At 46.9% G+C, this 26,566-nt stretch carries 26 protein-coding genes, 1 pseudogene and 1 riboswitch; of the genes and pseudogenes, 11 read left to right on the forward strand and 16 right to left on the reverse strand.

Going from position 1 to position 26,566, the window contains the following annotated elements; translation table 11 throughout:
• Window positions 1-57: 57 nt before the first annotated feature.
• The 7 genes from G7083_RS12060 to G7083_RS12090 all read right to left on the reverse strand — a co-directional run bounded on the left by G7083_RS12060 (window position 58) and on the right by G7083_RS12090 (window position 6,462).
• Complete coding sequence (locus tag G7083_RS12060) at window positions 58-366, reverse strand: DUF2218 domain-containing protein (RefSeq protein WP_166015093.1); 309 nt, start codon at window positions 364-366, stop codon at window positions 58-60.
• A 75-nt stretch (window positions 367-441) separates the two neighbouring features.
• Window positions 442-1,206 carry an iron chelate ABC transporter ATP-binding protein VctC gene (gene vctC, locus G7083_RS12065; RefSeq protein ID WP_166015094.1) on the reverse strand — a complete coding sequence of 255 codons (765 nt, stop codon included), beginning with the start codon at window positions 1,204-1,206 and terminating at the stop codon, window positions 442-444.
• Window positions 1,207-1,208: 2 nt separating this feature from the next.
• Complete coding sequence (gene vctG / locus G7083_RS12070) at window positions 1,209-2,159, reverse strand: iron chelate uptake ABC transporter permease subunit VctG (protein ID WP_166015095.1); 951 nt, start codon at window positions 2,157-2,159, stop codon at window positions 1,209-1,211.
• Window positions 2,149-3,087 carry an iron chelate uptake ABC transporter permease subunit VctD gene (gene vctD, locus G7083_RS12075; RefSeq protein WP_166015096.1) on the reverse strand — a complete coding sequence of 313 codons (939 nt, stop codon included), beginning with the start codon at window positions 3,085-3,087 and terminating at the stop codon, window positions 2,149-2,151. The genes vctG and vctD overlap by 11 nt, the downstream gene beginning before the upstream one ends.
• A gap of 46 nt (window positions 3,088-3,133) precedes the next feature.
• On the reverse strand, window positions 3,134-4,045 hold the full coding sequence (locus G7083_RS12080) for a siderophore ABC transporter substrate-binding protein (protein ID WP_166015097.1): 912 nt from the start codon (window positions 4,043-4,045) through the stop codon (window positions 3,134-3,136).
• Window positions 4,046-4,294: 249 nt separating this feature from the next.
• Entirely contained in the window at window positions 4,295-5,941 is a 1,647-nt protein-coding gene (locus tag G7083_RS12085; protein WP_166015098.1) for a methyl-accepting chemotaxis protein, read from the reverse strand.
• A gap of 236 nt (window positions 5,942-6,177) precedes the next feature.
• Window positions 6,178-6,462, reverse strand: a complete 285-nt coding sequence (locus tag G7083_RS12090; RefSeq protein WP_240911945.1) for a hypothetical protein — start codon at window positions 6,460-6,462, stop codon at window positions 6,178-6,180.
• Between the two features lie 226 nt (window positions 6,463-6,688).
• Between G7083_RS12090 and emrD the strand changes: the two genes are divergently transcribed.
• Together emrD and G7083_RS12100 are read left to right on the forward strand one after the other, a co-directional pair.
• Window positions 6,689-7,894: a multidrug efflux MFS transporter EmrD gene (gene emrD, locus G7083_RS12095; RefSeq protein ID WP_166015099.1), complete on the forward strand. Its 1,206-nt coding sequence runs from the start codon at window positions 6,689-6,691 to the stop codon at window positions 7,892-7,894.
• Between the two features lie 147 nt (window positions 7,895-8,041).
• Window positions 8,042-8,214: riboswitch (Lysine riboswitch) on the forward strand.
• A 78-nt stretch (window positions 8,215-8,292) separates the two neighbouring features.
• Window positions 8,293-9,882, forward strand: coding sequence for a Na+/H+ antiporter NhaC family protein (locus G7083_RS12100; protein ID WP_166015100.1), 1,590 nt, complete (start codon window positions 8,293-8,295; stop codon window positions 9,880-9,882).
• A gap of 136 nt (window positions 9,883-10,018) precedes the next feature.
• On the opposite strand, the gene G7083_RS12105 is transcribed toward G7083_RS12100, so the two are convergent.
• Window positions 10,019-10,537, reverse strand: coding sequence for a nicotinate-nicotinamide nucleotide adenylyltransferase (locus tag G7083_RS12105; RefSeq protein WP_166015101.1), 519 nt, complete (start codon window positions 10,535-10,537; stop codon window positions 10,019-10,021).
• Window positions 10,538-10,610: 73 nt separating this feature from the next.
• On the opposite strand from G7083_RS12105, the gene nadE reads away from it, so the two are divergent.
• Window positions 10,611-11,441: an ammonia-dependent NAD(+) synthetase gene (nadE, locus tag G7083_RS12110; RefSeq protein WP_166015102.1), complete on the forward strand. Its 831-nt coding sequence runs from the start codon at window positions 10,611-10,613 to the stop codon at window positions 11,439-11,441.
• 249 nt (window positions 11,442-11,690) lie between these two features.
• The gene (locus tag G7083_RS12115; RefSeq protein ID WP_166015103.1) at window positions 11,691-13,019 is read left to right on the forward strand and encodes an anaerobic C4-dicarboxylate transporter; all 1,329 of its coding nucleotides are present in this window, start codon (window positions 11,691-11,693) and stop codon (window positions 13,017-13,019) included.
• 114 nt (window positions 13,020-13,133) lie between these two features.
• Here G7083_RS12115 and G7083_RS12120 read toward each other — a convergent pair whose 3' ends face one another.
• The 3 genes from G7083_RS12120 to G7083_RS12130 form a co-directional block, all read right to left on the reverse strand.
• Window positions 13,134-14,258, reverse strand: a complete 1,125-nt coding sequence (locus tag G7083_RS12120) for a M20 family metallopeptidase (protein WP_166015104.1) — start codon at window positions 14,256-14,258, stop codon at window positions 13,134-13,136.
• A 296-nt stretch (window positions 14,259-14,554) separates the two neighbouring features.
• Window positions 14,555-14,854 carry a Dabb family protein gene (locus G7083_RS12125; RefSeq protein ID WP_166015105.1) on the reverse strand — a complete coding sequence of 100 codons (300 nt, stop codon included), beginning with the start codon at window positions 14,852-14,854 and terminating at the stop codon, window positions 14,555-14,557.
• A 50-nt stretch (window positions 14,855-14,904) separates the two neighbouring features.
• Window positions 14,905-15,201: a YkgJ family cysteine cluster protein gene (locus tag G7083_RS12130; protein ID WP_166015106.1), complete on the reverse strand. Its 297-nt coding sequence runs from the start codon at window positions 15,199-15,201 to the stop codon at window positions 14,905-14,907.
• A gap of 216 nt (window positions 15,202-15,417) precedes the next feature.
• Between G7083_RS12130 and G7083_RS12135 the strand changes: the two genes are divergently transcribed.
• From G7083_RS12135 to G7083_RS12150, 4 genes are all read left to right on the forward strand, one after another.
• The gene (locus tag G7083_RS12135) at window positions 15,418-15,750 is read left to right on the forward strand and encodes a PBPRA1643 family SWIM/SEC-C metal-binding motif protein (RefSeq protein ID WP_166015107.1); all 333 of its coding nucleotides are present in this window, start codon (window positions 15,418-15,420) and stop codon (window positions 15,748-15,750) included.
• A gap of 95 nt (window positions 15,751-15,845) precedes the next feature.
• Window positions 15,846-15,983 carry an integrase gene (locus tag G7083_RS12140; RefSeq protein ID WP_240911946.1) on the forward strand — a complete coding sequence of 46 codons (138 nt, stop codon included), beginning with the start codon at window positions 15,846-15,848 and terminating at the stop codon, window positions 15,981-15,983.
• A 528-nt stretch (window positions 15,984-16,511) separates the two neighbouring features.
• Window positions 16,512-17,534 (forward strand): retron St85 family effector protein, encoded by a 1,023-nt coding sequence (locus G7083_RS12145; protein WP_240911947.1) that lies wholly within the window; start codon window positions 16,512-16,514, stop codon window positions 17,532-17,534.
• Window positions 17,518-18,459, forward strand: coding sequence for a retron St85 family RNA-directed DNA polymerase (locus tag G7083_RS12150; protein ID WP_154116262.1), 942 nt, complete (start codon window positions 17,518-17,520; stop codon window positions 18,457-18,459). Before G7083_RS12145 ends, G7083_RS12150 begins: the two co-directional genes overlap by 17 nt.
• A 117-nt stretch (window positions 18,460-18,576) precedes the next feature.
• Here the strand turns inward: G7083_RS12150 and G7083_RS12155 are convergent, their stop codons facing one another.
• The 4 genes and pseudogenes from G7083_RS12155 to G7083_RS12170 all read right to left on the reverse strand — a co-directional run bounded on the left by G7083_RS12155 (window position 18,577) and on the right by G7083_RS12170 (window position 22,430).
• Window positions 18,577-18,915: an HNH endonuclease family protein gene (locus tag G7083_RS12155; RefSeq protein WP_166015109.1), complete on the reverse strand. Its 339-nt coding sequence runs from the start codon at window positions 18,913-18,915 to the stop codon at window positions 18,577-18,579.
• A 4-nt stretch (window positions 18,916-18,919) separates the two neighbouring features.
• Window positions 18,920-19,735 (reverse strand): annotated as a pseudogene (locus G7083_RS12160) (IS3 family transposase); the annotation flags it as partial.
• A 467-nt stretch (window positions 19,736-20,202) separates the two neighbouring features.
• A complete protein-coding gene (tdh, locus tag G7083_RS12165; RefSeq protein WP_166015110.1) occupies window positions 20,203-21,234 on the reverse strand; it encodes an L-threonine 3-dehydrogenase in 1,032 nt (343 codons plus the stop codon).
• A gap of 2 nt (window positions 21,235-21,236) precedes the next feature.
• Window positions 21,237-22,430, reverse strand: coding sequence for a glycine C-acetyltransferase (locus G7083_RS12170; protein ID WP_166015111.1), 1,194 nt, complete (start codon window positions 22,428-22,430; stop codon window positions 21,237-21,239).
• A gap of 283 nt (window positions 22,431-22,713) precedes the next feature.
• On the opposite strand from G7083_RS12170, the gene G7083_RS12175 reads away from it, so the two are divergent.
• The 3 genes from G7083_RS12175 to G7083_RS12185 all read left to right on the forward strand — a co-directional run bounded on the left by G7083_RS12175 (window position 22,714) and on the right by G7083_RS12185 (window position 25,607).
• Window positions 22,714-23,982 carry an aminotransferase class V-fold PLP-dependent enzyme gene (locus G7083_RS12175; protein ID WP_166015112.1) on the forward strand — a complete coding sequence of 423 codons (1,269 nt, stop codon included), beginning with the start codon at window positions 22,714-22,716 and terminating at the stop codon, window positions 23,980-23,982.
• Window positions 23,983-24,135: 153 nt separating this feature from the next.
• The gene (locus G7083_RS12180; RefSeq protein ID WP_166015113.1) at window positions 24,136-25,107 is read left to right on the forward strand and encodes a LysR family transcriptional regulator; all 972 of its coding nucleotides are present in this window, start codon (window positions 24,136-24,138) and stop codon (window positions 25,105-25,107) included.
• A 116-nt stretch (window positions 25,108-25,223) separates the two neighbouring features.
• Entirely contained in the window at window positions 25,224-25,607 is a 384-nt protein-coding gene (locus tag G7083_RS12185; protein ID WP_166015114.1) for a VOC family protein, read from the forward strand.
• An 86-nt stretch (window positions 25,608-25,693) separates the two neighbouring features.
• Here the strand turns inward: G7083_RS12185 and G7083_RS12190 are convergent, their stop codons facing one another.
• Entirely contained in the window at window positions 25,694-26,440 is a 747-nt protein-coding gene (locus tag G7083_RS12190; protein ID WP_166015115.1) for a phosphatase, read from the reverse strand.
• Window positions 26,441-26,566: the final 126 nt, after the last annotated feature.

Consider the following 26,566-nt stretch of genomic DNA (forward strand, 5'->3'; position numbering starts at 1 on the left):
CATAATCACTATGATCAGCGCTGAGACAGTACAGCAGAAGTGTGTAGCAGTATAGCGTTATGCTTGCTCGATTGGTTGCCAATTCAATTCAACCGTTTCGCGGCGGGCAAACATTACCAGATGCTTGCTGATCACCGCTTGCAAAGTGGTAACTTGTTGTTCAGTTTCAGCGCGGCATACAAAGGTCAATAACTGCTCGGCTTCATTAACGGTCAAGGTAGCGATCCCAGCAGAAAATTCGATCCGCCCCTCGCCCTCGACTTCATCCCAAGTAGCAGTGGTTTTACGCGCGAAATGGCGACATAAAGTCACTAAATATTTGGCGACGTGTTCAGAGTGTAAACAAGCTTGTGATTGATAAGACATAGGCATTTTTCCAGTATTAAAACCCACTCGGTAGGCTTAGCTCGAACAAAAACTGTGCAGCAATAGCGCTCCACATCAGGTTGGAAGGGTATAAAGGCACAAACGCTGTCCTTGCATCTCAATCACATTAAACGGCGTTTCGTAAATCGCACTCAGCACTGTCGATTCGATCACCTCGGCCACCGTACCAGTCGCCACCACTTCACCTTTTTTCAAAGCGATGATTTTGTCAGCGTAACAAGAAGCAAAGTTGATGTCATGGATCACTACCACCACCGCTTTATTCAGCTCATGGGCTAAGCGGCGTAAGGTAGACATAATTTGTAGTGAGTGTTTGATATCTAAATTATTCAGTGGCTCATCCAGAAAAACGTAATCGGTATCTTGCGCCATCACCATCGCAATAAATGCCAATTGGCGCTGACCACCACTTAACTCATCGAGATACTGGTATTGAATGGTTTCCAGATCGAGATACTCAATCGCTTGATTGATGATCTGCTCATCGTGGGCGGTCAATTTGCCTTGGCTATAGGGGAAACGGCCAAACGCAGTCAGCTCACGCACCGTGAAACGCATATTCAATACGTTAGATTGGCGCAGTACGGCCAGTTTTTGCGCCAACGCTTTGGTGTTCCAATCCACCAATTCGCGCTGTTCAATCCACACCTTACCCGCATCACGGTTAACCAAGCGGCTAGCCATGGACAGTAAGGTACTTTTACCAGCCCCATTCGGGCCAATGATCGCCGTCACCTGCCCTTTATCAAATTGGGCACTGGCCTCTTTCACCACACTTTTGCTGCCAAAATGTTTGGTCAATTTTTCCAGTTTGATCATTGCTACACCACTTTATTGCGCAGTAACAGCGACAAAAAATAGATGCCGCCAATAAAATTGATCACCACACTCAAGGTGGTGCCAAAATGGAAGATTTTTTCGATAATCCATTGTCCAGAGAGCAACGCACACACCGACATCGCCGAAGTCGCGATCAGTAATGTGGAATGTCGATAGGAGCGAAACCATTCGCGAGTCAGGTTAGTCACCAGCAAGCCAAAAAAGAGAATCGGCCCAACGAGCGCTGTCGAAATCGAAATCAGTAGCGCGCTGACCAGCAGCACATTACGCGTCACTTGCTGCACATCCACCCCCAAACTGATCGCATTATCGTGATCAAGCCAAAACACATCGAGCAGCCGATGTTGACGATATAACAACACACAGGCCAGCAGCAGTAATGGCGAAACCACATACACCAGTTGGGTATTCACATTATTAAAACTAGCAAACATATTGGCTTGGACGGCAGCGAAATCGTTGGGATCCATCAGCATGATAAAAAATGAAGCCACATTGGAAAATAGCTGGCCTAAAATCACCCCCAGTAACAGCAGCACAATCAAATTGCGATGACCAGAGCGGAAATAAAAGGTGAACAACAAGGTTGAAAAGCTCAGCATTGCCGCGAGCGACAGTGAAAAATTCCAATACACATTGATTGCAATGCTACTCATGCCACCAAACAGCACCACCACCAGTACTTGGGTAAACATGTACAACGCATCAAAGCCCATAATACTCGGGGTTAGAATTCGGTTATGAGTAATGGTTTGAAACGCCAAAGATGACTGCGCAATCGCGATGCCCGCAAACACGATCGCCAGCACTTTGGGCACTCGGCGTGACAAAAAATATTGGTAGTTATCGGCGGTAAGCCCAATCCCGATAAATAATGCCGCAAACAGCAGCGATATTGCGATCAGCAGCAGTAATTTGCTTCTATCTTGCATTGCGCTGTCCTCGCAAAATTAAAGCAATAAAGATTGAACCACCCAAAATACTGATGATCATCGAAATCGGCACTTCGTATGGGAAAATAATCACCCGCCCAACCAGATCACACACCAGCACAAACAGTGCGCCAAAAGTCGCGGTCAGTGGAATGTTTTTACGCAAATTATCGCCGTAATACAGGCTGACCAGATTAGGCACAATCAGTCCCAAGAAAGGTAATTGACCGACAATCATCACCACGGTTGCGGACATCATTGACACTAACGCCACCCCAATAATGATCACCTGCTGGTATTTGAGACCAAGGTTAGTCGCAAAATCTTTGCCCATCCCAACCGCCGAGATCCGCGCAGCATATAAATAGCTGAAAATCGCTACCGGAATGGCGATATAGAGCAGTTCAAAGTCGCCTTTGAGCAGATTGGCGAAATTGGCCACCGCCCAACCGGAAAGGTTTTGAACTGCATCGTATTTATAAGCAATGAAGGTGGCGAGAGAGTCGACCACATTACCAAAGATAATGCCAATTAAAGGCACAAAGATGACGTTTTTGAACTGAATACGCTGAATAAAAAACACAAACATCAGTGTACCCAACATCGAGATACCGAAAATCAACCACAGGTTTTGACCATGGCCAAACAGCACCAAACTCAGCACATAACCAAGCATGGCACACTCAACCGTGCCGGAAGTGGAAGGCGAAGCAAAGCGATTTTGACTCACCTGCTGCATAATCAGACCAGCGATACTTAACCCTGCGCCAGACAGGACAATCGCCAACAATCTTGGCACTCGGCTCATCATCAGTAGCTGCCAAGCCGCCGGATCCCCTTGTAGCAGATCCGCTACTGACAGTTGTCCGACCCCAACCAGCAGTGAACAAGCACTCACTACCATTAAAACAAGCAATAACTTTTTCAAAGCTAACCTCAGCTTGAGAACTCAAGGAGGGTTTCCCCTCCTTGGTTTACTGCATACCAATCAATGCTTTCATATCTGCGACCATCTGTTCGGTGGCGGTCACGCCAGAGATGGCCACATACCAAGCATTCACATCAAGGTAAGCCAGATGTCCGTCTTGGTAGGCGGTGGTTGCTTTAACTAAATCATTTTCAAAAGCTCGGCGGATACCAACTTCACTTTTATTGACCAACTTGTCACGATCGACCACCAGCAGATTTTTCGGATTGTGCTGACGAATATATTCATAAGAGATCAAATCGCCATGACCACTTTCTTTGACCACCGCAATCGTTTCACTAAAGCCAAAATCTTTAAACACCGAAGAAAAACGCGAATTGGCACCAAAGGTTGTAATGTTGCCACCAGAGCTCATGACCAACATCGCATCATTATTGCGCTGTTGGTTATAGTCTGCGATCGCTTTAAATTGCACATCCAATTGGGCTATTTTGGCTTCAACCACGGACTCAATCGCAAACACTTTACCAAGGTTACGCCACTGCTGCTGGGTACTGACCCAGTAACCCGGTTCGTTCTCCGCAGCAAACACCATCGTTGGGGCGATTTTTGACAATTCTTGATAGTTCTTCGCCGCACGTGGCCCAATTACGATCAGATCCGGTTTATGGGTATAAATTTTTTCAAAATCAGGTTCAAACTGTGACCCAGCACTAGGGTATTGATCCGTTTCGTATTTTGCTAAATAGCTCGGGGTACCATAAAATTTGGCCACCGCCACCGGCTCAATCCCAAAACTGTCCAGCGCATCTAACGCCCCGACACCAATCACCACCACTCGCTGTGGCTTTTGCTCAACCGTGGTTTTACCCAAACGATGTTCAATTGTGACTGTGTCTGCCTGCACCGTAAACGAAGCTAATAAGCCTAATACCGCCCAATGAAGAAGTGATTTCATCCGTTGTTTCCGATGGTAATGGAGATAAGCAAGATAATAGCTCTGATACTTATTCTCATTAATGATGGGCAGTATCATAATCAAAATTGACCGCACAATGCAACTGTATAACTACATCTGCATGATAAGGGGCTGATTTGTGGTCGGCAGGGGAAAGATCATCAACCTGTTAGCAACAAAAAAACAGCCCCAACATAGGTTGAGGCTGAAGGTAAAAATAGTCGCCCAATCAGTAGCGGGAAAACTGACTTATAACTCAAAGCCTCCAACCAATTTATCCAGTTGTGCAGAGAGCCGCTGCAAATTGGCACTGGCTCGACTCAACTCATCAGCAACCTGCGAAGTTTCAGAGGTTAGGTGATTGATGTCTTCCACATTACGGTTAATGTCTTCCACTACCGTCGATTGCTCTTCGGTCGCGGTCGCTACTTGGATATTCTGATCGTTAATTTGATCAATCTGACCATTAATTTCGGTCAGCGATTGATTGGCTTTCGCGGCAAAATCCACCACCACATCACTTTGTGAACGGCCTTTTTCCATTGCTTCTACTGCACGATTTGACTCACTTTGCAGACGGTTGATCACTTGCTGAATCTCTTCGGTCGAGGCGGCGGAACGGCTAGCCAGTGTACGAACCTCATCCGCTACCACCGCAAAACCACGTCCTTGCTCACCGGCGCGGGCCGCTTCGATTGCCGCATTTAATGCCAGCAAATTGGTTTGCTCTGAAATACTGCGAATCGTATCTAAGGTTGAACTAATGCCGTTGATCTGAGTGGCTAACGAAGTGACCACTTGAGTTGCACTGTCTAACTCGCTGGAGAGGGTTTGAATGCGTTGTTGTACTTCACCGACCACCTGTTTACCTTCACCAGAATGTAAAGTGGCTTGTTTGGCAACATCTGCCGCCATTGCGGCATTGGAAGCGATTTCGGCCACCGTGGCCCCTAATTCATGAATCGCAGTTGCTACCTGCACGGTTCTGTCACGTTGTGCCGCACAGTTGGTTTGAGTCGTATGCGCGCGCTGCGAAACACTAGCAGCCATTGATGCTAACTCTTTCGAGTTGTCCGCTACCGCTTCAATCGAAGCGTGCACTTTATCAATAAAATTATTGAAACTTGCACCAATGTCACACAGCTCATCGTTACCCTCCAGTTCAATTCGGGTGCGCAGTGAAAGATTGGCCGCGGCTGAACTCATCTGATCTTTTAAATACGCCACACGGCTGCGCAAATTGGTAATGATGATCAGTGAGGTGATAAAAGAGATGATCAGCCCCGCCGCAATCATGATCAATTGCCCGGTGCGCCCAGATTCAAAACTGACCACGCTGGCACGGTTTTGCTGCTCCGCTTGATCTAATAAAGTATCGAGGATCTGATTGGCTTGTTTACGCATATCACCATAAGTTTTCGCATACTGATCACGATAGATATTCTGCGCGGTGGTCATATCATTATTGGCCAAAGCTTGCAGCATCGGCTCTAGCTCTTCACGCACCATCTGTTCAAAACGTGTTTGCAATTGGCGTGCTTGCTCTCTGAGCGCAGGGTTAACCTGTGAATCAACCGCTAATTGCATCGCTTGACGCATTTCCGGAATATCTTCCATGCGCGTTTCTTGCACGCGATTCAAAACCCCTTTGGCATCTTGCAATGCCGTTTGTTGTAACAGCATCATATCAATCCCCACCCGCATACGCGGGATCCGTGTGCTCGCCTCAGCCATCGCACGCATTGGTGCGGCGGTGTTGGCATACAAACGGTTGGATTGGGCCTGCATCTCGGACATGGTATTGAGACTGGAAAAGGCCACACACAGCAGCGCAACCGCAGGAATGGCTACGGCGATCGCCAGCATCCATTTGAGAGAAAACTTATTGATCATCATGCTTGATACCTATTTTTAGAATAAACTGCTATGTCGACGCGACAAAAACTTCATAAGCCGTTGTCAATGCACCCTATACTATCGCAACATAAGTTTACAGCAATGTGAAAACTCGCTTCAGTCATTCATTTTGGGATAGGTGATCTCTTGGGATGATTTTCGAGGTATGACTGCTCCGATAGCGGTGCTAAAACTTCACTTATCCTGAGCGTTCAATCGGCTGACTAAACCCAGTGTTAGATCAGCATCAGTTGTGGCAGCAATATCGCCAAACAAAATAACCCGCTTCGCCAAACTTGGTTGTTTAACGCCAGCAGCAGTGGAGCGAGAAAAAACAGCAGCACTAAAGCTGGCAATGAGCCGTTATGGCTGATAACGCTCAGCAGCAAGGTCACTAAACCAAGCCCAATCCATAAGCTAGGAGCCACTCTTAACTTAAACCCCAGCAAGCCAATCAACAGCAGTAATATCATCAGTGGTAACATAAACATAACCCCATCAACAATGAGACTAATTCTCATTTAAATCGATAATAGTCTGCTCTCGCTGCGGGTTCAAACCATCTGAATTTTATTTTATTAATTAGAAAAAATAATCCATTGGATAGATATTTATCGTGGGCAAACTGGCAATAATCGATTGCTAGATAAGGCTCTCAGCAATACCATCTCGCACCAACAATCAAACCCTGTTCTATTTTTTCATTAGATGATTTTAATCAGATATGGTTTTTAGCTGGAGATAACGATGTCTGCCCCACTTTCCGTTGCAAAATTAACCTTTTTTATCGCTATTCTGACTGCAGTCGGTCAGGCAACCCAAACGATGTACGTGCCTTCTATCGGCTACATGGCACAAGAGTTTCTGGTTTCACCGGCTGCATTACAGGCGGTCATGGCTTGTTATCTGATCCCATACGGTTTGTCGCAATTTGTCTACGGTACTCTGTCCGATCGGATTGGCCGTAAACCGATCATCATCGCGGGATTACTGATTTATATTTTGGGTTCACTGATGGCACTTTTTGCTCATCAATACTCATGGTTTCTGATCGGCAGCTTTGTACAAGGCTTAGGGATTGGTTGTGGTGGCGCGATGTCACGTACCCTTTCGCGTGATTGTTTTGAGGGCGAACGCCTGCACAAAGTCAATAGTTTAATAAGCATGTGTTTGATTTTTTCACCGCTGGTCGCGCCAGTGTTAGGCGGCTTACTGACGGAAACCTTCGGTTGGCGTTCAAGCTACTTATTTTTATCGCTGTTTGCTATCGCGGTCGTGATCACTATGCTAACCCGCATGATAGAAACGCTACCTGCCCACGCTCGCCGGAAAGAACCCGTGTTGCGCAGCTATCAGCATGTGCTTGCTACCCGCCGCTTCCAAGGCTACTTGATCTGCTTAGTGGCAACCTTCGCCGGACTCGCGGTATTTGAAGCCGCGGCTGGGGTGTTATTGGGCGGAGTATTGGCACTGCCTGCGACAACGGTAAGTTTACTGTTTGTACTGCCGATCCCAGGTTATTTAACCGGAGCTTGGCTGTCTAACCTTATCACCCAGCGCTGGCGTGAAAAAATGGCCATGCAGGTTGGTTTAAGTGCCATCCTGATCGGTTCATTAGTGATCATGCTGCCGGGCTTGTTTGACATCACCAACGCTTGGTCTTTGATCAGCGGGGCAACCATTTACTTTCTCGGTGCCGGTATTTTATTCCCAGCCGCCACCACGGGTGCGCTCTCCCCTTTCCCTTATCATGCTGGGACTGGCGGGGCGATTTTGGGAGGAATGCAGAATTTAGGGGCCGGTTTAGCGACTTTGCTCGCGGCCATGTACCCGGCGACAAATCAGCTACCACTCGGCATGATTATGTTGCTGATGTCGATCATCGCACTGTGGGGGCTAAAACGAGTTTATAGCAAACAACCACCAGCGGATGAGATGCCGCTTGCGGTGTAACCGCAAAACGTTAGCGCTATCAATCGGCTATGCCATACGAGATCCATTTCGTGGCGGAAAAGACAAAATTAAATCTTGTCGTCGACTAAAAAGGCAGTAATATACGCGCCATATCACGTTTTGAATCAACTTCTCAACGTGATACTTCCTTTAAGTAGAGGCGCGCTGTTCATGAGTCGCCAGTCGTAGGTTGACCCCGATGAGGACTGGTTAAAGGGTACAGCGCCGAAGCGTTCGTTGCGTCATCAACGTTCGCTGGGCCAGCATTGAACAAATGCCGGACTGCCATAGTTTGTTGTCTATGGAGCGCTACCTTGAAGGATAAGAAGTGTTATTTCGCTGAAATGTGTTTTTTATCCTGCTGGTAGATCTCCACCTGAAAAGGTGATGTGAGATCCATGAATTTAGCCCTTTATTCTGACTCGATTTATTCGGTCATTCCGCCGCTGCTCGCGGTGCTACTGGCGATCACCACGCGCCGAGTTTTACTCTCGCTAGGCGCAGGGATTATCGCTGGTGCCATCATGCTCAACCATTTTTCCCCCCTGACGACTTTGCAATACCTGTTGGCTAAAATTAGCGGGTTATTGTGGTCAGAGGGTGCGCCCAACACTGAAAACATCAATATGCTGCTGTTTATGCTGCTGCTCGGTGGCTTGATCAGTTTAATGACCGCATCCGGCGCAACCCGCGCTTTCGCCTTATGGGCAGAGCGCAAATGTAAAGATCGCCGCAGTGCCAAAGCGCTGACCGGTTTGATGGTGTTTGCCTTTTTTATTGACGATTTCTTTCATAGCCTCTCAGTCGGGGCGATTTGCCGCCCGGTGACCGATCGTTTCCAAATCTCACGCGCTAAGCTAGCGTATCTGCTCGACTCGACTGCTGCACCGGTGTGTGTGATCACTCCGATTTCTTCTTGGGGGGCTTATATTATTGCCCTGATTGGCGGCATTTTAACCGCGCATGAGATGACAGAAATCAGTGCCATTTCTGCTTTTGTACAAATGATCCCGATGAATCTGTATGCAGTATTTACCCTGCTGATGGTGCTTGTGGTGATCTTCCTGCCGATGGATATTGGCCCGATGCGCCAACATGAAGCGTGGGCGCGTGAAGGCAAATTGTGGGATGAGCGCAAAGGTCGTCCGGCCGGATTAGATATGGAAGGCGGCGACAGCGCACAAGGCACAATGCTGGATATGGTGTTACCCATCGCGGTACTGACCATCACTACCCTATTCTTTATGCTCTATACCGGTAACCACGCATTAGTCGCAGCCGAGCAGCCCTTTTCCTTGATTGGAGCGTTAGAAAACACCGATGTGGCTCAGTCGTTGGTTTATGCTGCGTTGTGTAGCCTCGCGGTTTCGGTGGCTTTGTCATTGCGCTTAAAGCTTTCCGCACAAACTTGGCTGGCGACCGCCCCCAAAGGGGTGATGGCCATGATGCCCGCTATCATCATTTTGCTGTTTGCATGGACGATTGGTGGCGTGGTGCGCGATCTGCAAACTGGGGTCTATCTCGCTTCCTTGACTCAAGGCAATCTGCCGGTTGAACTGCTGCCTGCCTTAGTGTTTGTGCTGTCTTGTTTGATGGCCTTTGCCACTGGTACCAGTTGGGGCACTTTCGGAATTATGCTGCCGTTAGCCGGCGATATAGCGGCCGCATCGGATATTAGCCTAATGTTGCCAACTCTTTCTGCGGTACTGGCTGGCGCAGTGTTTGGCGATCATGCTTCACCAATTTCTAGCACCAGTATTCTTTCCGCCACGGGTGCAGGCAGCCATCATATCGACCATGTTGTCACTCAGTTGCCCTATGCGCTCAGCGCGGCTAGCGGAGCATTATTGGGTTATTTGGCGATGGGCTTACTGCACTCGGTGTGGGCCGGTTTAGCGGCGAGTAGCGTATGGTTTGTGCTGTTTTGTGGCTTTCATTTGCGCCAAACTCGCTGGCAGCAGCAAAAACAGCAACCGGTTAACGCCTAAGTTAATGCCCAAGTTAATGCCTAACTAACTGAGAGCGAATAATCCTCCCCTGTCACGCTGACCCAATACGACTGTGCTTGGTCAGCGTTTGGCTGAGTTGAAATGTCACTCAGTCAAGTCCATATCAATCATACGCTTAATCGAAATACCACTGCTGATCGAGTAATAGCTGTGCCACACCTGGAGTGGTTAATGCATGGATCGGTTGTCCCGCTTGCAACGCCTCACGCAGCATAGTGCTGCGTACTGTCAATTTCTCTGGACAGGCCATCACCGTCCAGCGCTGCAAAATCTGCTCGGCTTGATAAAATTGAGCAAAATTAAGCAGATTGTCCGGCCCGATCACAAACGTCAACTCATCTTCTGGATACTGGGCTTGTAAGTGAGTGAGCACCGCATAAGTAGTGACGGTGTTTTCTGGTGTGTATAAAATTTCTTCAACATCGCTTCGTTGCACTTTGCTTGAGCCAATATCCTCGATGAACTGATCAACCAGTTGATTACGCAGCTCATAATCCAACATGGTTTTCCCCCAAGCATGAGCAATGCTCGGCACCAGTAAAATCAGATCGAAATGACCGAGTGCATCAATAATGCTTTTATGACCTAAGGTGGGCGGATTAAACGCGCTGCCAAACACCGCGATTTTTTTCATTGTGTCCCCTGCTTGCCAGTGAATTGCGTTATCATACACTGAAAATTTGACATTGCTTGCAGGAATGGAACCTATGGAACACAAGATCCGTCAACAAATGCGCGTATTGCCTTCAATTGATCCGTTGTTTGAAATCGAACGCCGTGTTGCTTTTATTAAACGTAAGCTGACCGAAGCTGGCTGCAAATCCTTGGTATTGGGTATTAGTGGTGGTGTTGACTCGACAACCTGTGGCCGTTTAGCTCAACTTGCCATTGAAGATCTCAATCAGCAACACAATACCTCTGAATACCAATTTATCGCGGTGCGTTTGCCTTACGGCGAGCAAAAAGATGAAGCAGAAGCCCAACTCGCCCTCTCTTTTATTCGCCCTAGCCACTCAGTCTCAGTGAATATCAAAGCCGGTGTCGATGGGCTACATGCAGCTTCACAGCAAGCGTTGACCGATACGGGCTTAGTTCCTAATGATCCTGCCAAGATTGATTTAATCAAAGGCAACGTCAAAGCTCGCGCACGCATGGTGGCCCAGTATGAAATCGCCGGCTATGTCGGTGGCCTAGTGCTAGGTACCGACCATTCAGCAGAAAACATCACCGGTTTTTACACCAAATTTGGCGATGGAGCGTGCGATCTCGCACCACTGTTTGGTCTTAATAAACGTCAAGTGCGCCTAGTGGCAAAAAACCTCGGCGCCCCAGAACAACTGGTATATAAAACCCCAACCGCCGATCTGGAAGAATTAGCCCCACAAAAAGCCGACGAAGCGGCGCTTAATCTCACCTATGAGCAGATTGATGATTTTCTGGAAGGTAAACCGATCGCAGTGGAAGTCAGCCAACGCTTAGTGGCGATTTATCATGCCACGCAACATAAGCGTCAGCCTATCCCAACCCTGTACGATTAATTAGTGCTATCGATGTCCACCAACCCAGAGTTGTACTGGGTTGGTGACCTCCATGCCACGTGATGTTGCGCAACAAAATCCTTACACCTCTCCAACAGAAGACGTTATTTTTCAGCATCATAGTGTGATAAATCTCTGAATATCATCATCCCATTTGATCGAGCTAAAATTCTGTGAGCTCGGCTCCATCATTTTTGCAAATCACATCCGACAATGCATAGCAATTCAATTAAATATAGGGAACATTGAATGTTGTATCTGGAGTTTTTGTTTCTGCTGCTAATGCTGTATATCGGCTCACGATATGGCGGGATTGGACTTGGCGTTGTATCTGGGATTGGTCTGGTTATCGAAGTGTTCGTCTTTAAGATGCCACCCACCTCGCCACCGATCACGGTGATGCTGATCATTTTAGCCGTGGTAACCTGTGCCTCGATTCTCGAAGCCGCCGGCGGCCTAAAATATATGCTGCAAGTCGCGGAACGTATGCTGCGCAGAAATCCCAAGCGCGTGACCTTGATTGCACCATTTGTCACTTACGGTATGACCTTTATGCTCGGCACCGGCCATGCCGTTTATTCGATTATGCCAATCATTGGTGATGTCGCGCTGAAAAATGGCATCCGTCCCGAACGTCCAATGGCTGCGGCTTCAGTGGCTTCGCAAATCGCGATCACCGCTTCACCCATCTCGGCCGCGGTAGTGTATTACTTGGCAGAATTAGTCAACATTAATCACAGTCTGACCTTGTTATCGATTCTGATGGTGACCATTCCTGCGACGTTGTTTGGTACTTTGCTGATGGCGCTCTACAGCCTAAGACGCGGTAAAGAGCTGGAAGATGATCCAGAATACCAAGCTCGGCTGCAAGATCCGGTCTGGCGTGAAAAAATTCTCAATACTACAGCCACCTCTCTAGATGAAACCTTGCCGAACTCGGCTCGCAACTCAGTATTGCTGTTTATCTCCTCAATCTTGGTGATCGTGGTGATTGCGATGTGGCCAGAGATCCGTACCATTCAAGCGGGTAGTAAACCGATTGGCATGGATATGGTGATCCAGATGATCATGCTGTGCTTTGGCGGGATCATTCTGCTCGCGACCAAAACCGACCCACGCGCAGTGCCCAATGGCGTAGTGTTTAAATCTGGCATGGTGGCGGCAATTGCCATTTTTGGTATTGCTTGGATGTCGGATACTTACTTCCAATACGCGATGCCGCAATTTAAATCTGGCATCGTTGAAATGGTCACCAGCTACCCTTGGACGTTCGCCTTAGCACTGTTTATTGTATCGGTAGTGGTTAACTCCCAAGCGGCAGTAGCGCGGATGATGCTACCAGTAGGCTTAGGGCTTGGCTTAGAACCGGCACTGCTGATTGGTTTAATGCCCGCACTGTATGGTTACTTCTTTATTCCGAACTACCCATCGGATATTGCCACCGTCAACTTCGATAACACCGGTACCACCAAAATCGGTAAGTGGTATTTCAACCACTCGTTTATGGTCGTTGGCCTGATTGCGGTGATTTCCGCCTGCTGCGCCGGCTTAGTACTGAGTAAGATGATTATTGGCTAATCTAACCACACTCAGCCGTCGACGATCTTAACTATCCCCAGCCTAGCTGGACTTGCAATAAAAAACCCCGTGGCCAGTAAGTTCACGGGGTTTATTCACTATAATCTTAATCGATTACAAGCTCAGCTTTTCCAACACACGCATCAGTAGACGAATGCGAGGTTCGATAGAAGCTAAAACCAGATATTCTTTGTCGCTATGGAAACAAGCACCGATCGGACCTAAACCGTCTAAAGTCGGGATGCCCAAAATCGCCGTATTATTGGCATCTGATCCACCGCCAACCGCATGCCAATTCAGATCAATCGCCAGCTCTTGCGCGGCATTTTCCACCAACTGGATCAGATCTTCGGTGTGCGAATTAGCAACCATCGCCGGTTTATAGCCTTCACGCTCAACCGACACCGTTACGCCATCCACAAACGGCGTTTGCGCCATCGTGGCCAGTTGGGCATCAATTGCATCATAAGCAGCATTGTCCCAGAACCGAACGTCAATATGCGCTTGAGCATGATCAGGCACAATGTTTACGCCATCGCCACCTGACACCACACCCACATTTAAAGTGGTACCGGTTTCAAAATTATTCAGCGCATTAATCGCCATGATCCAATTGGCCATTTCGGTGATCGCACTACGACCTTTTTCAGGATCGTTACCCGCATGAGCCGCGATGCCTTTAAAGCTAATTTGATAGCCAATTCGGCCTTTACGCGCCTTGACTAAACCGCCATCAGCGCGCGCCGCTTCAGCGACCAACACGGTTTTGGCAAATTTAGCCACTGATTGGATCCAGTCTACCGAATCAGCAGAGCCGGTTTCTTCATCTGGGTTCATACAAACGCAAATAGAAAGCTTATTGAGCACCTCAGGATCAAGGTAGCGCAACGCATAAACGATGTTGAGCAAACCGGATTTCATATCCGACACGCCTGGACCATAAGCATTTTCGCCATCTTGTGACATTGGGCGCGCCTGTGCAGTACCGACGGGGAATACGGTATCCATGTGACCAATCATCATCACATCGATCTGCTCGGCATTCGGTTGGTTGCGAATTTCAAGGCCCACGCCCGCTTTACCACAATCGATACGTTTTACCTGCCAACCGTGCATTGCCTGAAATTTTTGCTCAAATTGGCTAGCAATAAACTCGATCCCTTCTAGGGTGTATGTGCCGCAATCAACATTAATCAACGGTTCCAATTCTGCAAGGTATTGCTGTAGAGAAAAATGCATGTGTACTCCTAAACCAACACGTTAATAACCAGCCTTGTGCTCAAAGCGCTCAAGGCTGAGATAGCGATCATCAGCGCAACCTGACTACTTTCCAAGGTGATCTCGCCAAAGCAGCGACTCACCATTAGTGCCGATCCTGAGTGCAGGCCGCCGAGAAAGGAATGATCGAAGTCAAGTCCCGCGCCAAGCGATCAAATACTCACCGGTTGAAATAATCTTTTATGATAATTATCACAATTAGCGGCTTATTTTAATTAATCGGATAAATCAGCAGATTAATTCATTACCCATCATCGTCATTCAACGGGATAATCAAAAACGATGATATCTTCCAGCAACGGCCTAAAGACCGCTTTTAAAGCATCATGCTCTGGATGCGGTAAATAGATGGCTCTTGCTGCCGCATCTGCAAATGTCATGCATACACAATGTGTATAACCTTGATTTTTCCCTTCAGGACTATCATTACCTCCCCACTCGACGGACAGAACACCCTCGATCTGGTGCGGCATGGCCATAAAAAGATCTCTCAGTTGTTTAATGTTGGTTGGATTAGCCGTTGGTTTAAATTTTATCAATAAAATATGGCGGATCATGGTAATCCCTCCTCGTAACTAACGTCTGGTTAAGGTGTAAATTTAGCCGATTAACCACCCATTACATCAGATCTTTCCTCTTGGCATTCATAAGAGCCCATTTCAAACTCTCGACAAATCCAAGGACGATGTTGGTAAATGGTACACATAAATGTTTCTCGATCTAACGCTGAGCACCAACCATCCGCCAAACGTAACATGGTTTCTCCGCCCCATTTATCAAAGGCAATATGCCGCTCTGGCACTCCAGTATCGGTAATGATCATCACCTCGAGGCGGCAACAGCAAGCCTGACAGTTTGAACAAGAAATTTCTGTAGTAGGTAAATTGGTGATTGGAATGGTCATAGTGTTCTTCAATCAAGGTAATGGCTGCATAGTACTCCAATTTAAACCCATTTACCGAAATTCGTGACCAACGCTGGCGGTCATCGTCTGCTGGCTCGATTTCGTGCTACTGGCGGCGCCAAGCCAAATGGCATTTTGCAAGGTACTGCTTTATCAATTGCCAGAGTTCCGTATAATCGCGCCCAAATCTCCCCCATACCTATCAGTGAGTGGCAAATGTCCAAACTATTTTTCAAAGGCCGAATCGATGCGAGACAAAACCATGTCATCTCTGGCTACAACGTGAATCGTGATGTCAAAGCTGGTTCAGAGGAAGCGCCAATCCAGATCATCGTCGCCAGTGAAGCGCGTAAAGTTGAGATTGCCGCATTATTGGCCGAGCACGCTATCGTGGCCAATATTACTATCGACTCGACTCAGCCAGAAAATACGCTTGAGCTTGATACACTATTAAGTAAACCAAAAACCATTACCTTTGATAAAACACCAAACCGTAATGATCCATGCCTTTGCGGCAGCGGAAAAAAATACAAAAAGTGCTGCGCTTAAGCGCAAAAACACTACCGAAAAACCGTCGCCTGACGGTTTTTTTTGTTAAATAAACCGCCAACATCGGTGGGGTAATCACCCATGCTAACGTCAACGTGAGTTACTTGGCACAACAAATGGGCCACGCAGATATCACCATGGTCGCAAGGGTCTACGGTAAATGGCTGGTTGAGTCGAACAAGAAAGAATCCGAGCGGGTATGGCAAGAGCTAGAATCAATAACCGCCGATTAGGCGGTTTTTTGAACCTATAGAATGGAGTATCGAAACTGTACATGACCAAACACGTGGATATGACAACAAACTTTTGCCCCTTAATCGTTCAGAGCTAATACTCTACACATTTTCGGGGCGTGTATTTCCCCTACCAAAACTAATTCGATGGTATGTAACTTAAAACGCAAAAATCTGATTTAGCTCTAATAATGAACAGTTAGTTCAATACATGCCAAAGTTGGTTTAGCGCAACTGAATTCGTTGCTTCCACTCAGCATTTAGCAATGTCTATAGATTTATCTTGATCCTCAGAAAGTACAAATGTATATTCTAAACAATCCTTTACGCGTTGGTTTTGTTACAAACAGAACTTGTCGGGCGCATCGCCAGACAGTAATTTATTGTGGACATTTAGGGTTGCGCTTCAGCACTTTCCGCACGATCCTTCGTTCCTCAGGAGCGCACGAAAAGTCTTCAGCGCCTCCTTTAGGTAAAGGCACTTATAAGGCAACCATTGGTTGCCTTATCTTTAATTAGCAATAGCTTATGTATAAAATGGCAGAAAACACATACAGCAGCGTTACAGAAACTATCTTTAGTGATCTCAATCATTCAAACTTTTCTGTCAACTTCAGTACCCCTCCTATTATTTTTGTCTGTGGCGGACCTATGATTCAGGTTGCTGCAAGTGTGAGAGAAAGAGTTTTTGCTTACTTCGCAAAAGACACTACAAGCAACATCACAGATCACCTAATTGCAGCAGAAGACTTTAAAGACTATTTTAAAGATGGTGCCTATGATGACCTTATGGAGTTTGAAGATGATATCGCTAGCATATCAACTCTTGTCGTAATATTTCTTGAGAGCGCCGGTTCACTTGTTGAGCTAGGGCTGTTTTGCAATCGAATTGAGCTCAAAGATAGATTGATAGTTTTTGTGCCAGCTGAAGAGCTTGAAGCTAAAGAAGATAATGAACCAGCATACTCTTCGTTCATTTACCTAGGTGCGATTCAGAGTCTTAAACGACGCAATGATACTTCCGTCATGATTTATCCGTGGGCAAATACCGAATCTATAACATATGATGAGCTTGAATTTGTAGTAAGTGATATCAAGGATAAGTTGGGAAAAGTTAAAAAGACAGATAAGTTCGACGTGAAAAACTCAGGACACATGTCTTATCTTATTCACGACATCATTCGACTATGTGAGCCCATAAAACTAAGCGAAATAGAAATGGCTTTAATTTGCTTGGAAATCGATTACCCCACAAGAAATATCACTAAGTGTTTATATTTGCTGGAAAAATTCAAGCTTGTTTCTCCCTATGAGTACAGTGGTTCTAAGTACTATTACGTCAATGACGAATCACTATCCAAAATAAAATTTGGTAAATCTAGAAAAGGAAAAGTACTCGATGCGCCTAACTTGAAAATGGAAATCAGGAGTTCATTTAATCCTGTTTTTATGAAAACAGAAGATGAAAAAGAAATAGAAATTGCAAAAAAAAGATTTAATGCTCTAAAACGTATAGTTCAAATAAGGAAAGCCAATGACAAATCTATTTGAAACATTACAAGAGCAACTATCCCTTTCGGATGACGAACTGTTATCTTACCTTCATACAGTGCCTCTCCGCTACAAACGCTACTACATTGACAAGCGTAATAGCACTGAAAAAAGGCTAATAGCTCAACCTTCCAGAACCGTAAAGATACTCCAAAAGTATGTTGCTTCCGAGTTGGAAGAAGTTATACCTGTTCATCAATCAGCTATGGCCTACTGTAAAGGCAGGGGAATAAAAGAGAATGCTAAGAAGCACGCACACTCTCGCTACCTGTTAAAAATGGACTTAAAGCGCTTCTTTGACTCCATTACTCCGACGATTCTTTCTGATGTAATAATGAAGCACGGTATCGAATTGAGTGAAAAAGACTACATTCTCGTTAGTCAATTATTTTTTTGGAAACTAAGAAGAAACAGTCCTCTGCGCTTAAGTATTGGAGCACCTAGCTCTCCTTTTGTCTCAAACGCAATCATGTACTTCTTTGATGAAGAAATCTCAAAACACTGTGAAGAGCTTAATATCGTTTACACTCGTTATGCCGACGATATGACATTCAGCACCAATAAGAAGAATGTTTTATTTGAATTAGAACGCACTGTAGTCAAATTACTTAGATTGAACTTTGGAAAAGACATCAAGGTTAACAAGGAAAAAACCGTACATTCATCTAAAGCTCATAATCGACACGTTACTGGAGTCACGCTGTCAAACACGGGAAAACTATCTATAGGTAGAGAAAATAAGAGGAATATTAGGGTAAGTATCCATAGGTTCATTAACGGAAAAACTAATGATAGGGATGTGCAAAATCTAAAAGGAAATTTAGGGTTTGCAAAACATATTGAACCTGAATTTGTAAAGAGCCTCGAAGATAGATACGGTGTAGAAACCATCAAAAAAATCCAGACATTTGATATTTTGCCATAGGCTCTCATTGTATGGGACAAAATCAGTTTAAAGGGCACTTTATAGGAAAAGACGAGTTGCGTTAAAGTAGTAAACGTAACTCGTCCTTTCTGTAACACTTGACAATCGATGAAATTACTAATTACCCCAAACAGTGTTGTAAGCATTAGTTGCAAGATCTTCTGTGCGAGCTATTATGTCAGCTTCCGTCCATGTGTCTTGAGTAGCTGTAGCTAAGAAGTCAGAGACAACACGGTAGTCTGATTGTTGATAAATGAGTTTTTTTGCAGGAAAGTCTCTCACATTAGCATTACTATTCAACCCTTGACCTAATGGTAACAAATTACCGATTGATCCAATAATATCGGTGCTGACTCCGGTCGTTGACTGGCTCATAATGTGTTCAAGTGATAGATCGCTTGGTTCGAACTCGTTGCTATTCCTTAAAGAGTGATCTGATCCGTTAACTCTGGACACTTAACTAAGCACTGTTTTTCAATTCAAAATTCTCAGGGCTTAAATAGCCAAGTGAACTATGCCTTCTCGTTTTGTTGTAATCAACTTCTATGTACTCAAACACGGTTTGTTTCATGGTTTCCCTGTCCATGATTGGCTCGTACTGAATGGCTTCGACCTTCAGTGAATGGAAGAAGCTTTCTGCACAGGCATTGTCCCAGCAGCAGGCTTTACGGCTCATACTTTGGATAAGTTCATGTTTTTCAATAATATCTCGATATGCATGTGAACAATATTGGCTGCCGCGGTCGCTATGAACGATCACGCCCTTTGGAGACCCACGACGAAATAACGCCATCGTCAACGCATCACAAGCCAGTTTAGCGGTCATGCGATTATTCATCGACCAGCCAATTACTGCGCGTGAATACAAATCGATAATCACCGCCAGATATAACCAGCCTTCGCTTGTCATCAGGTACGTGATATCACCGACCCATTTTTGGTTCGGACTGGTGGCATCGAAGTTCTGTTGTAGTAGGTTTGGCGCTACTGGAAGCTGGTGACCGCTGTCAGTGGTTGTTTTAAACTTACGTGCGGCTTTAGCCACTAAATTCTGCCTTGTCATGCTGTTTATGATGGTTTTTAGATCCGCGCATTCTCCCTCTTCTGCGAGATCGACTTGAATACGCCGAGCACCTGAACGCTCCTTGCTCTGGTCAAACATTGCTTTGATTTGCTCATCACGGCAGTGTTGCTTGAGTAAGCGAGCACTTGGTTTCTTGCTTGATTTTCGCCAGGCATAATACCCACTTCGCGTCACACCAAGCACCGTCGCCATTGGTTTTAGGCGAACTTGTTGATGTGTCTCAAGTGCACTTTATCAAGACTCTGTTCTATATAATATGGGTTGTTCAGCACCGCTTGTTGACGAGCTTTTGACGACTTGCGTACCGCTTTCCTTTGAGTCGCCATCGACTAAATAGATACTTTTTAGCTGCCCTAATTTATCTTATTCGAAAGACTGACTTAGAGCATAGATTCTAACTCGTTTCTATCCAAAAACGATTTTGAGCAACAAAAAAACACCAACCATTAGCCTTTTGAAGAACAAATACCTCAAACCTTGATTCGAAATCTTGGGGCTAAACTGGCTACTAGCAGTGGAATTTTTGAAAGTGTTTGGGGCTAAATTGGGGCTTTTTGAAAGGTTGAATACGGTTTTATTTTCCACTTCACTGTTTATAAAAACAGTATTAGCCAAAAACAAAGCGCCCCTTTCGGAGCGCTCTGTGGAGAGATTTTCGGTTACTGCCAATCGAGGATAACTTTGCCGGAAGCCCCGCTGCGCATGATGTCGAAGCCTTTTTGGAAGTCATCCACTTTGAAGTGGTGAGTGATAATTGGGCTGATATCAAGACCCGATTGGATCAGGCTCGCCATCTTATACCAAGTTTCAAACATTTCCCTTCCATAAATCCCTTTAATAACAAGACCTTTGAAGATCACTTGATTCCAATCAATCGCCATCGATGACGGTGGAATGCCTAACAGCGCGATACGACCACCGTGGTTCATGGTTTTGAGCATGGCGCTGAACGCACTGGGTACGCCAGACATTTCTAAGCCGACATCAAAGCCTTCGGTCATGCCAAGCTCTTGCATCACGTCTTCTAGATTTTGCTCTGCCACGTTCACCGCGCGAGTTACGCCCATTTTACGTGCTAAATCAAGACGGTATTCATTGACATCGGTGATCACCACATGCCGTGCGCCGACGTGTTTAGCCACCGCTGCCGCCATAATACCGATGGGGCCAGCACCGGTGATCAGCACATCTTCCCCGACTAAGTCGAATGAAAGCGCAGTGTGTACAGCGTTGCCAAACGGATCGAAAATAGAGGCCAAATCATCAGAGATGCCATCTGGAATTTTGAAGGCATTAAACGCTGGGATCACCAAATATTCTGAGAAACAACCCGTACGGTTGACACCGACACCAATCGTATTGCGGCACAGGTGCGTACGGCCACCACGACAGTTACGGCAGTGACCACAAGTGATATGCCCTTCACCAGAAACGCGATCACCAATTTGGAAACCACGCACTTCTTGGCCAATACCAACCACTTCACCCACGTATTCGTGGCCAACCACCATAGGTACTGGAATGGTTTTTTGTGACCACTCATCCCAGTTATAAATGTGTACGTCAGTACCACAAATCGCGGTTTTCTTAATTTTGATCAGCAGATCGTTGTGGCCAAGCTCAGGCATGTCGACTTGGTTGATCCAGATGCCCTGCTCAGGTTTGAGTTTAGAAAGTGCTTTGATTTTCATAATTAAATTAATCCCATATCACGACCGACTGCAATGAAGGTGTCGATGGCTTTGTCCAGTTGTTGACGGCTGTGTGCGGCTGACATTTGCGTACGAATACGCGCCTGCCCTTTGGGCACAACCGGGAATGAGAAACCGACCACGTAAATGCCTTTGGCCAGTGCGCGTTCCGCAAATTCTGCGGCAACTTTGGCATCACCTAGCATGATGGGAATGATGGCGTGATCAGCGCCGCCCATAGTGAAACCCGCCGCTTCCATACGTGTACGGAAGTGCGCTGCGTTTTCCCATAGGCGCTCACGCAGATCGCCACTCTCTTGCAGTAAGTCCAACACACGCAGCGATGCCGCCACAATCGCCGGGGCTACCGAGTTAGAAAACAGGTAGGGACGTGAGCGTTGACGCAGCCAATCGATCACCTCTTTTTTGCCTGAGGTGTAACCGCCTGATGCACCACCCATCGCTTTGCCGAGTGTGCCGGTGATGATGTCAATGCGATCAATCACATCGTGGTATTCATGAGTACCGCGACCATTTGCGCCCATAAAACCTACCGCGTGTGAATCATCAACCATCACTAACGCATTGTATTTATCCGCCAAATCACAAATGGCTGGCAAATTTGCCACCACGCCGTCCATTGAGAATACACCGTCAGTCACGATCAGCTTATGACGAGCGCCGGCCGCATCAGCGGCGATCAGTTGCTCTTCCAACTCTTGCATGTTGTTGTTGGAGTAGCGGAAACGCATCGCTTTACACAGGCGCACCCCATCAATGATCGAAGCGTGGTTGAGCGCATCAGAGATGATCGCATCTTCTTTATCAAGCAGAGTTTCAAACAGACCGGTGTTGGCATCAAAGCATGAGGTGTAAAGAATGGTCTCTTCTTGACCTAAAAATTGCGAAAGCTTTTGTTCGAGCTGTTTATGAATATCTTGCGTGCCGCAGATAAAACGCACCGAAGCCATACCAAAGCCGTGGCTATCCATACCCTGTTTCGCTGCTTCAATCAACGCCGGGTGATTGGCCAAGCCAAGATAGTTGTTGGCACAGAAGTTCAGTACTTGTTCGCCAGTAGAAATTTCGACCGCCGCTTGTTGCTGCGAGGTGATCACACGTTCCGATTTATAAAGCCCCTCAGCTTTCACTTCCTCAAGCTGAGTACGGATTTGCTGATAAAAAGCAGACGACATGGTGTATTCCTTATTGTTTTGATTTTGCAGGGAACAGGATGCGTAAACACACCCTATTTACACTGTAAAAAGCCGATTGCTGTAAGTGTAGTCGAAGCGCTCATCAGCGATTATCTGTCACAGTGGAAAAGCATTGGTGAATTTCAAGCACAAATCTAACCTTGCAGCTGGAATAAGAGGGTCGCGTTAAGAGTGCAATACCGCCAATTGATGCAATAGCGCTTGATTTCTGCACCGGAAACTTCAAAGATGTGGTCCCACTTCTTGAGTCAAAGGACCGACGATGAAAGACGCAACCTTAGCGATCCATTATGGTTACACCACCGATCCCACCACCAAATCGGTGGCCACGCCGATTTATCAGACCGTCGCTTATGAATTTGATAATGCGCAACATGGCGCGGATCTATTTAACTTGGCGGTACCGGGCAACATTTATACCCGGATCATGAACCCAACCAACGATGTGCTGGAAAAACGCATGGCCGCACTGGAAGGTGGCATTGGCGCTTTAGTAGTCAGTGCCGGCAGCGCTGCGATCAACTACGCGATCCTGACTCTGGCCCAAGCGGGCGATAATATTGTTTCCACCCCGCAGCTGTATGGCGGCACCTACACTCTGTTTGCACATATGCTGCCCAGCCAAGGGATTGAAGTGCGCTTTGCCAAGGACGATAGACCAGAGAGCTTGATTGAGCTGATTGATGACAAGACCAAAGCGGTATACTGCGAAAGCATTGGTAATCCGGCGGGCAATATTATTGATTTACAACGGCTGGCCGATCTAGCCCACGCGCAAGGTGTGCCGGTGATAGTCGATAATACCGTCGCCAGTCCTGCATTGTGTAAACCGATCCAATTTGGTGCTGACATTGTCGTTCATTCGTTGACCAAGTATTGCGGCGGACACGGCACGACCTTAGGTGGCGTGATTATCGATTCAGGCAAATTCCCATGGGCGCAGCATCCAGAGCGCTTCCCAGTGTTTAATCAACCCGAGCCGTCTTATCACGGTGTGGTGTACACCGAAGCCTTTGGTGATGCAGCGTTTATTGGCCGCGCGCGTACCGTACCGCTGCGCAATACTGGCTCCGCCCTCTCGCCGATGAATGCGTTTATGATCCTGCAAGGTTTGGAAACCTTGCCCCTGCGCATGGAGCGCCACACTGAAAATGCCCTCAAAGTCGCCGAGTACCTAAAGCAGCACCCAAAAGTCAGTTGGGTCAGCTATGCTGGCCTCCCCGATTCGCCGTATTACGGATTGGCACAAAAATACATGGGTGGCAAACCTTCGGCGATTCTCTCGTTTGGTTTGCAAGAGGGTTATCAAGCTGGGGTGCGTTTTTACGATGCGCTGCAAATCTTCAAACGTTTGGTCAATATTGGTGATGCCAAATCACTGGCTTGCCATCCCGCGTCGACGACTCATCGGCAAATGAGTGAGCAAGAGCAATCTAAAGCGGGTGTGAGACCAGAGATGATCCGCTTATCGGTTGGGATAGAACATATCGATGATCTGTTGGCCGATCTCGAACAAGCTCTCAACGCTTAACACAGCGCTGGTGATTCCAGCGCTTAGCTTGCTCCCTCTCATGCGAGACGGAGCAGCTTACCGCTAAACCCTGCACTTTTGGCCCAGCAAATTGCATTTATCAGCAGATTCTGCGACAGTGGCGCGACTTGTTGCCTGACTCTACAAAGCCTGATGTTACCCGCTAAATTGATTGCCCTACTGCCCGATCTCGCCACTTTTATTGTGGTGGTCAATGAAGGCAGTTTTACCGCTGCCGCTGGCCAACTTGGCGTGACTCCTTCGGCGCTGAGTAAACTGATCACTCGCCTTGAGCAAGCGTTATCGGTGAAACTGTTTGAGCGTACCACGCGCAAACTCATCATTACTCAAGCTGGACAAAAGGTGTATGAGCAAAGCCGCTTAATGGTCAATGCCGCCCAGCAAGCGATAGAGATTTCCAATGCTGAACATGCTGAACCTGCCGGCGCGCTGACGGTTGCTGCGCCAGAAGCGTTTTTAAATTCGGTATTACAGCCGTTTGTGCTGCCGTTTCTCGCCCGTTATCCACACATTCAGCTCAAACTGCGCGCCGCCGATGGTGAGATTGATCTGTTCAAACACAATATTGATGTGGCATTTCGTTTAACCGATAAACCGGATGAAAACTTAGTGCTGCGTGAGCTGTGCAAAACCAACTTAGTGTTATGCGCTAGCCCAGACTATCTCGCGCTGCGCGGTACGCCGGACCATCCCACGGAGCTGGCCGAGCATGACTGTTTGTATCTGGCCGAGACGGAGAAAGATCATATCTGGAGCTTTGCCCAAGGCCAAGAAACACACACAGTGGCGGTGAGTGGTCGCTACGCGGTCAATCAGTCACAACTGCGTTTAACTGGGGTAAAAAATCATCTCGGCATCGGTATTTTTCACGATTTTGTGGTGCAAGACGCTCTTGCGACCGGCAAGGTAGTGCAAGTGCTGCAAGAGTGGAATATTAAGAGTAATTATCACGGCGCGATTGCCATGCAGTACGCGCAAACCAAATACATGCCCACTCGCTTACGGGTATTTATTGATTTTGTGCTTGAGCATTTATGCCCGAAGTATTCTACACCCAAACCACTTGGAGTTGCAGGTAAGCGGCAAGTGAGTGAGTCCCCATGAGCATAGGCAAACTGTGTAATTAGGTAAATATGTCATTAGGTAAACTACATGATTGGGGTCAACGAATGTAGCCAATACTGCTGCAGCTTCAAGTAGAAAGGGGATAAGGAGTCAACATGCTAAAACGTATTCATCATGCCGCGATCATCTGCGCGGATTACCCACGCTCGAAGGCATTTTATAGCGAGATTCTCGGCTTACGCGTGATCGCCGAGCACTATCGCGCCGAGCGAGACTCTTACAAGCTCGATTTAGCTCTGCCTGATGGGTCGCAAATTGAGCTATTTTCATTTGCTCACCCACCAGCCCGCGCCAGTTTTCCGGAAGCGCAAGGATTACGTCATTTAGCGTTTGCCGTGGAAGATATCGCCCACTGCAAAGCTCAACTAGAACAGCAAGGCATCGAGGTAGAACCGATTCGGATCGATCAATACACCGGCAAAGCCTACACCTTTTTCGCCGATCCGGATGGCTTACCACTTGAGCTGTATCAGATCTAATCTCAATCGCGACTCAGCGCGTCATATCACGCAACGTGCTGCTTTCTTTAAACGAAACGGTTAAACGAAAAACTTAAACGAAACAGTTAAACCAAATCAGCAAACTCGGCAATCGGCTGACGACCACGTAACTGCAGAAAATCTAAAAATTGCCGAGCAGTGTGCGTGATCACCCGCGATGTCGGGATCCCGACTTGATCAATCAGTTGGCTGGCTAAAGATAACTCACCGAGATCTAAGCAAAAATGGGCATCACTCCCAGTCGTAATATAAGCATCGAGGGTTTTGGCGACCTGAGCAATCTGATAACAGCGATCGATACTGCCAATCCGACTATTGCCCTTAAGTGTGCTGTTATTGATCTCAATCGCCACATGATGGGCTTTGGCACAGGCAATCACCTCGGCAAAATCGAAATCAAAATTGGGATTGCCCAAATGGCCCAACGCATCAACCCGACCACTTTCAATGGTATTGATCAATGCTGCGGTGTGGGTCACTTTATCGGCTGGAGTAAAAACCGGCTCATGGAAACTGGCAATCACCCAATCAAGGTTAGCATCCACACTCGGATGTAGATCAATCTCCCCTTGCAGATTAAGAATATTGGCTTCAACCCCACGCAGTACCCCGACCCCTTCCAAAAAACGCGGCAAAATACGTTGGTTTGAGAAAAACCAATAATGCGGAGCTCCGGGCATTGAGTGTGCATGATCGGTGGTGCAAAACAGGGTCAAACCATTGGCTTTGGCTGCGCGCGCATTTTCAATCAGCGTGCTGTAAGCGTGGCCACTGGCGTAAGTATGAGTGTGTGTATCTACAACAAATTTCATTTTAATCATCCTTGCAAGCACATTGCCGCCAGTGTAACAGCCCGCCCGATCAGTTACTACGTTGCAGGTTATGCTGTAAGTTTGACTGGCCCAGCCGATCACTCGGTTGTCCGTGCTATGTTTAAT

Source organism: Vibrio sp. HDW18 (assembly GCF_011306175.1).
GTDB classification, from domain to species: Bacteria; Pseudomonadota; Gammaproteobacteria; order Enterobacterales; family Vibrionaceae; genus Vibrio; species Vibrio chanodichtyis.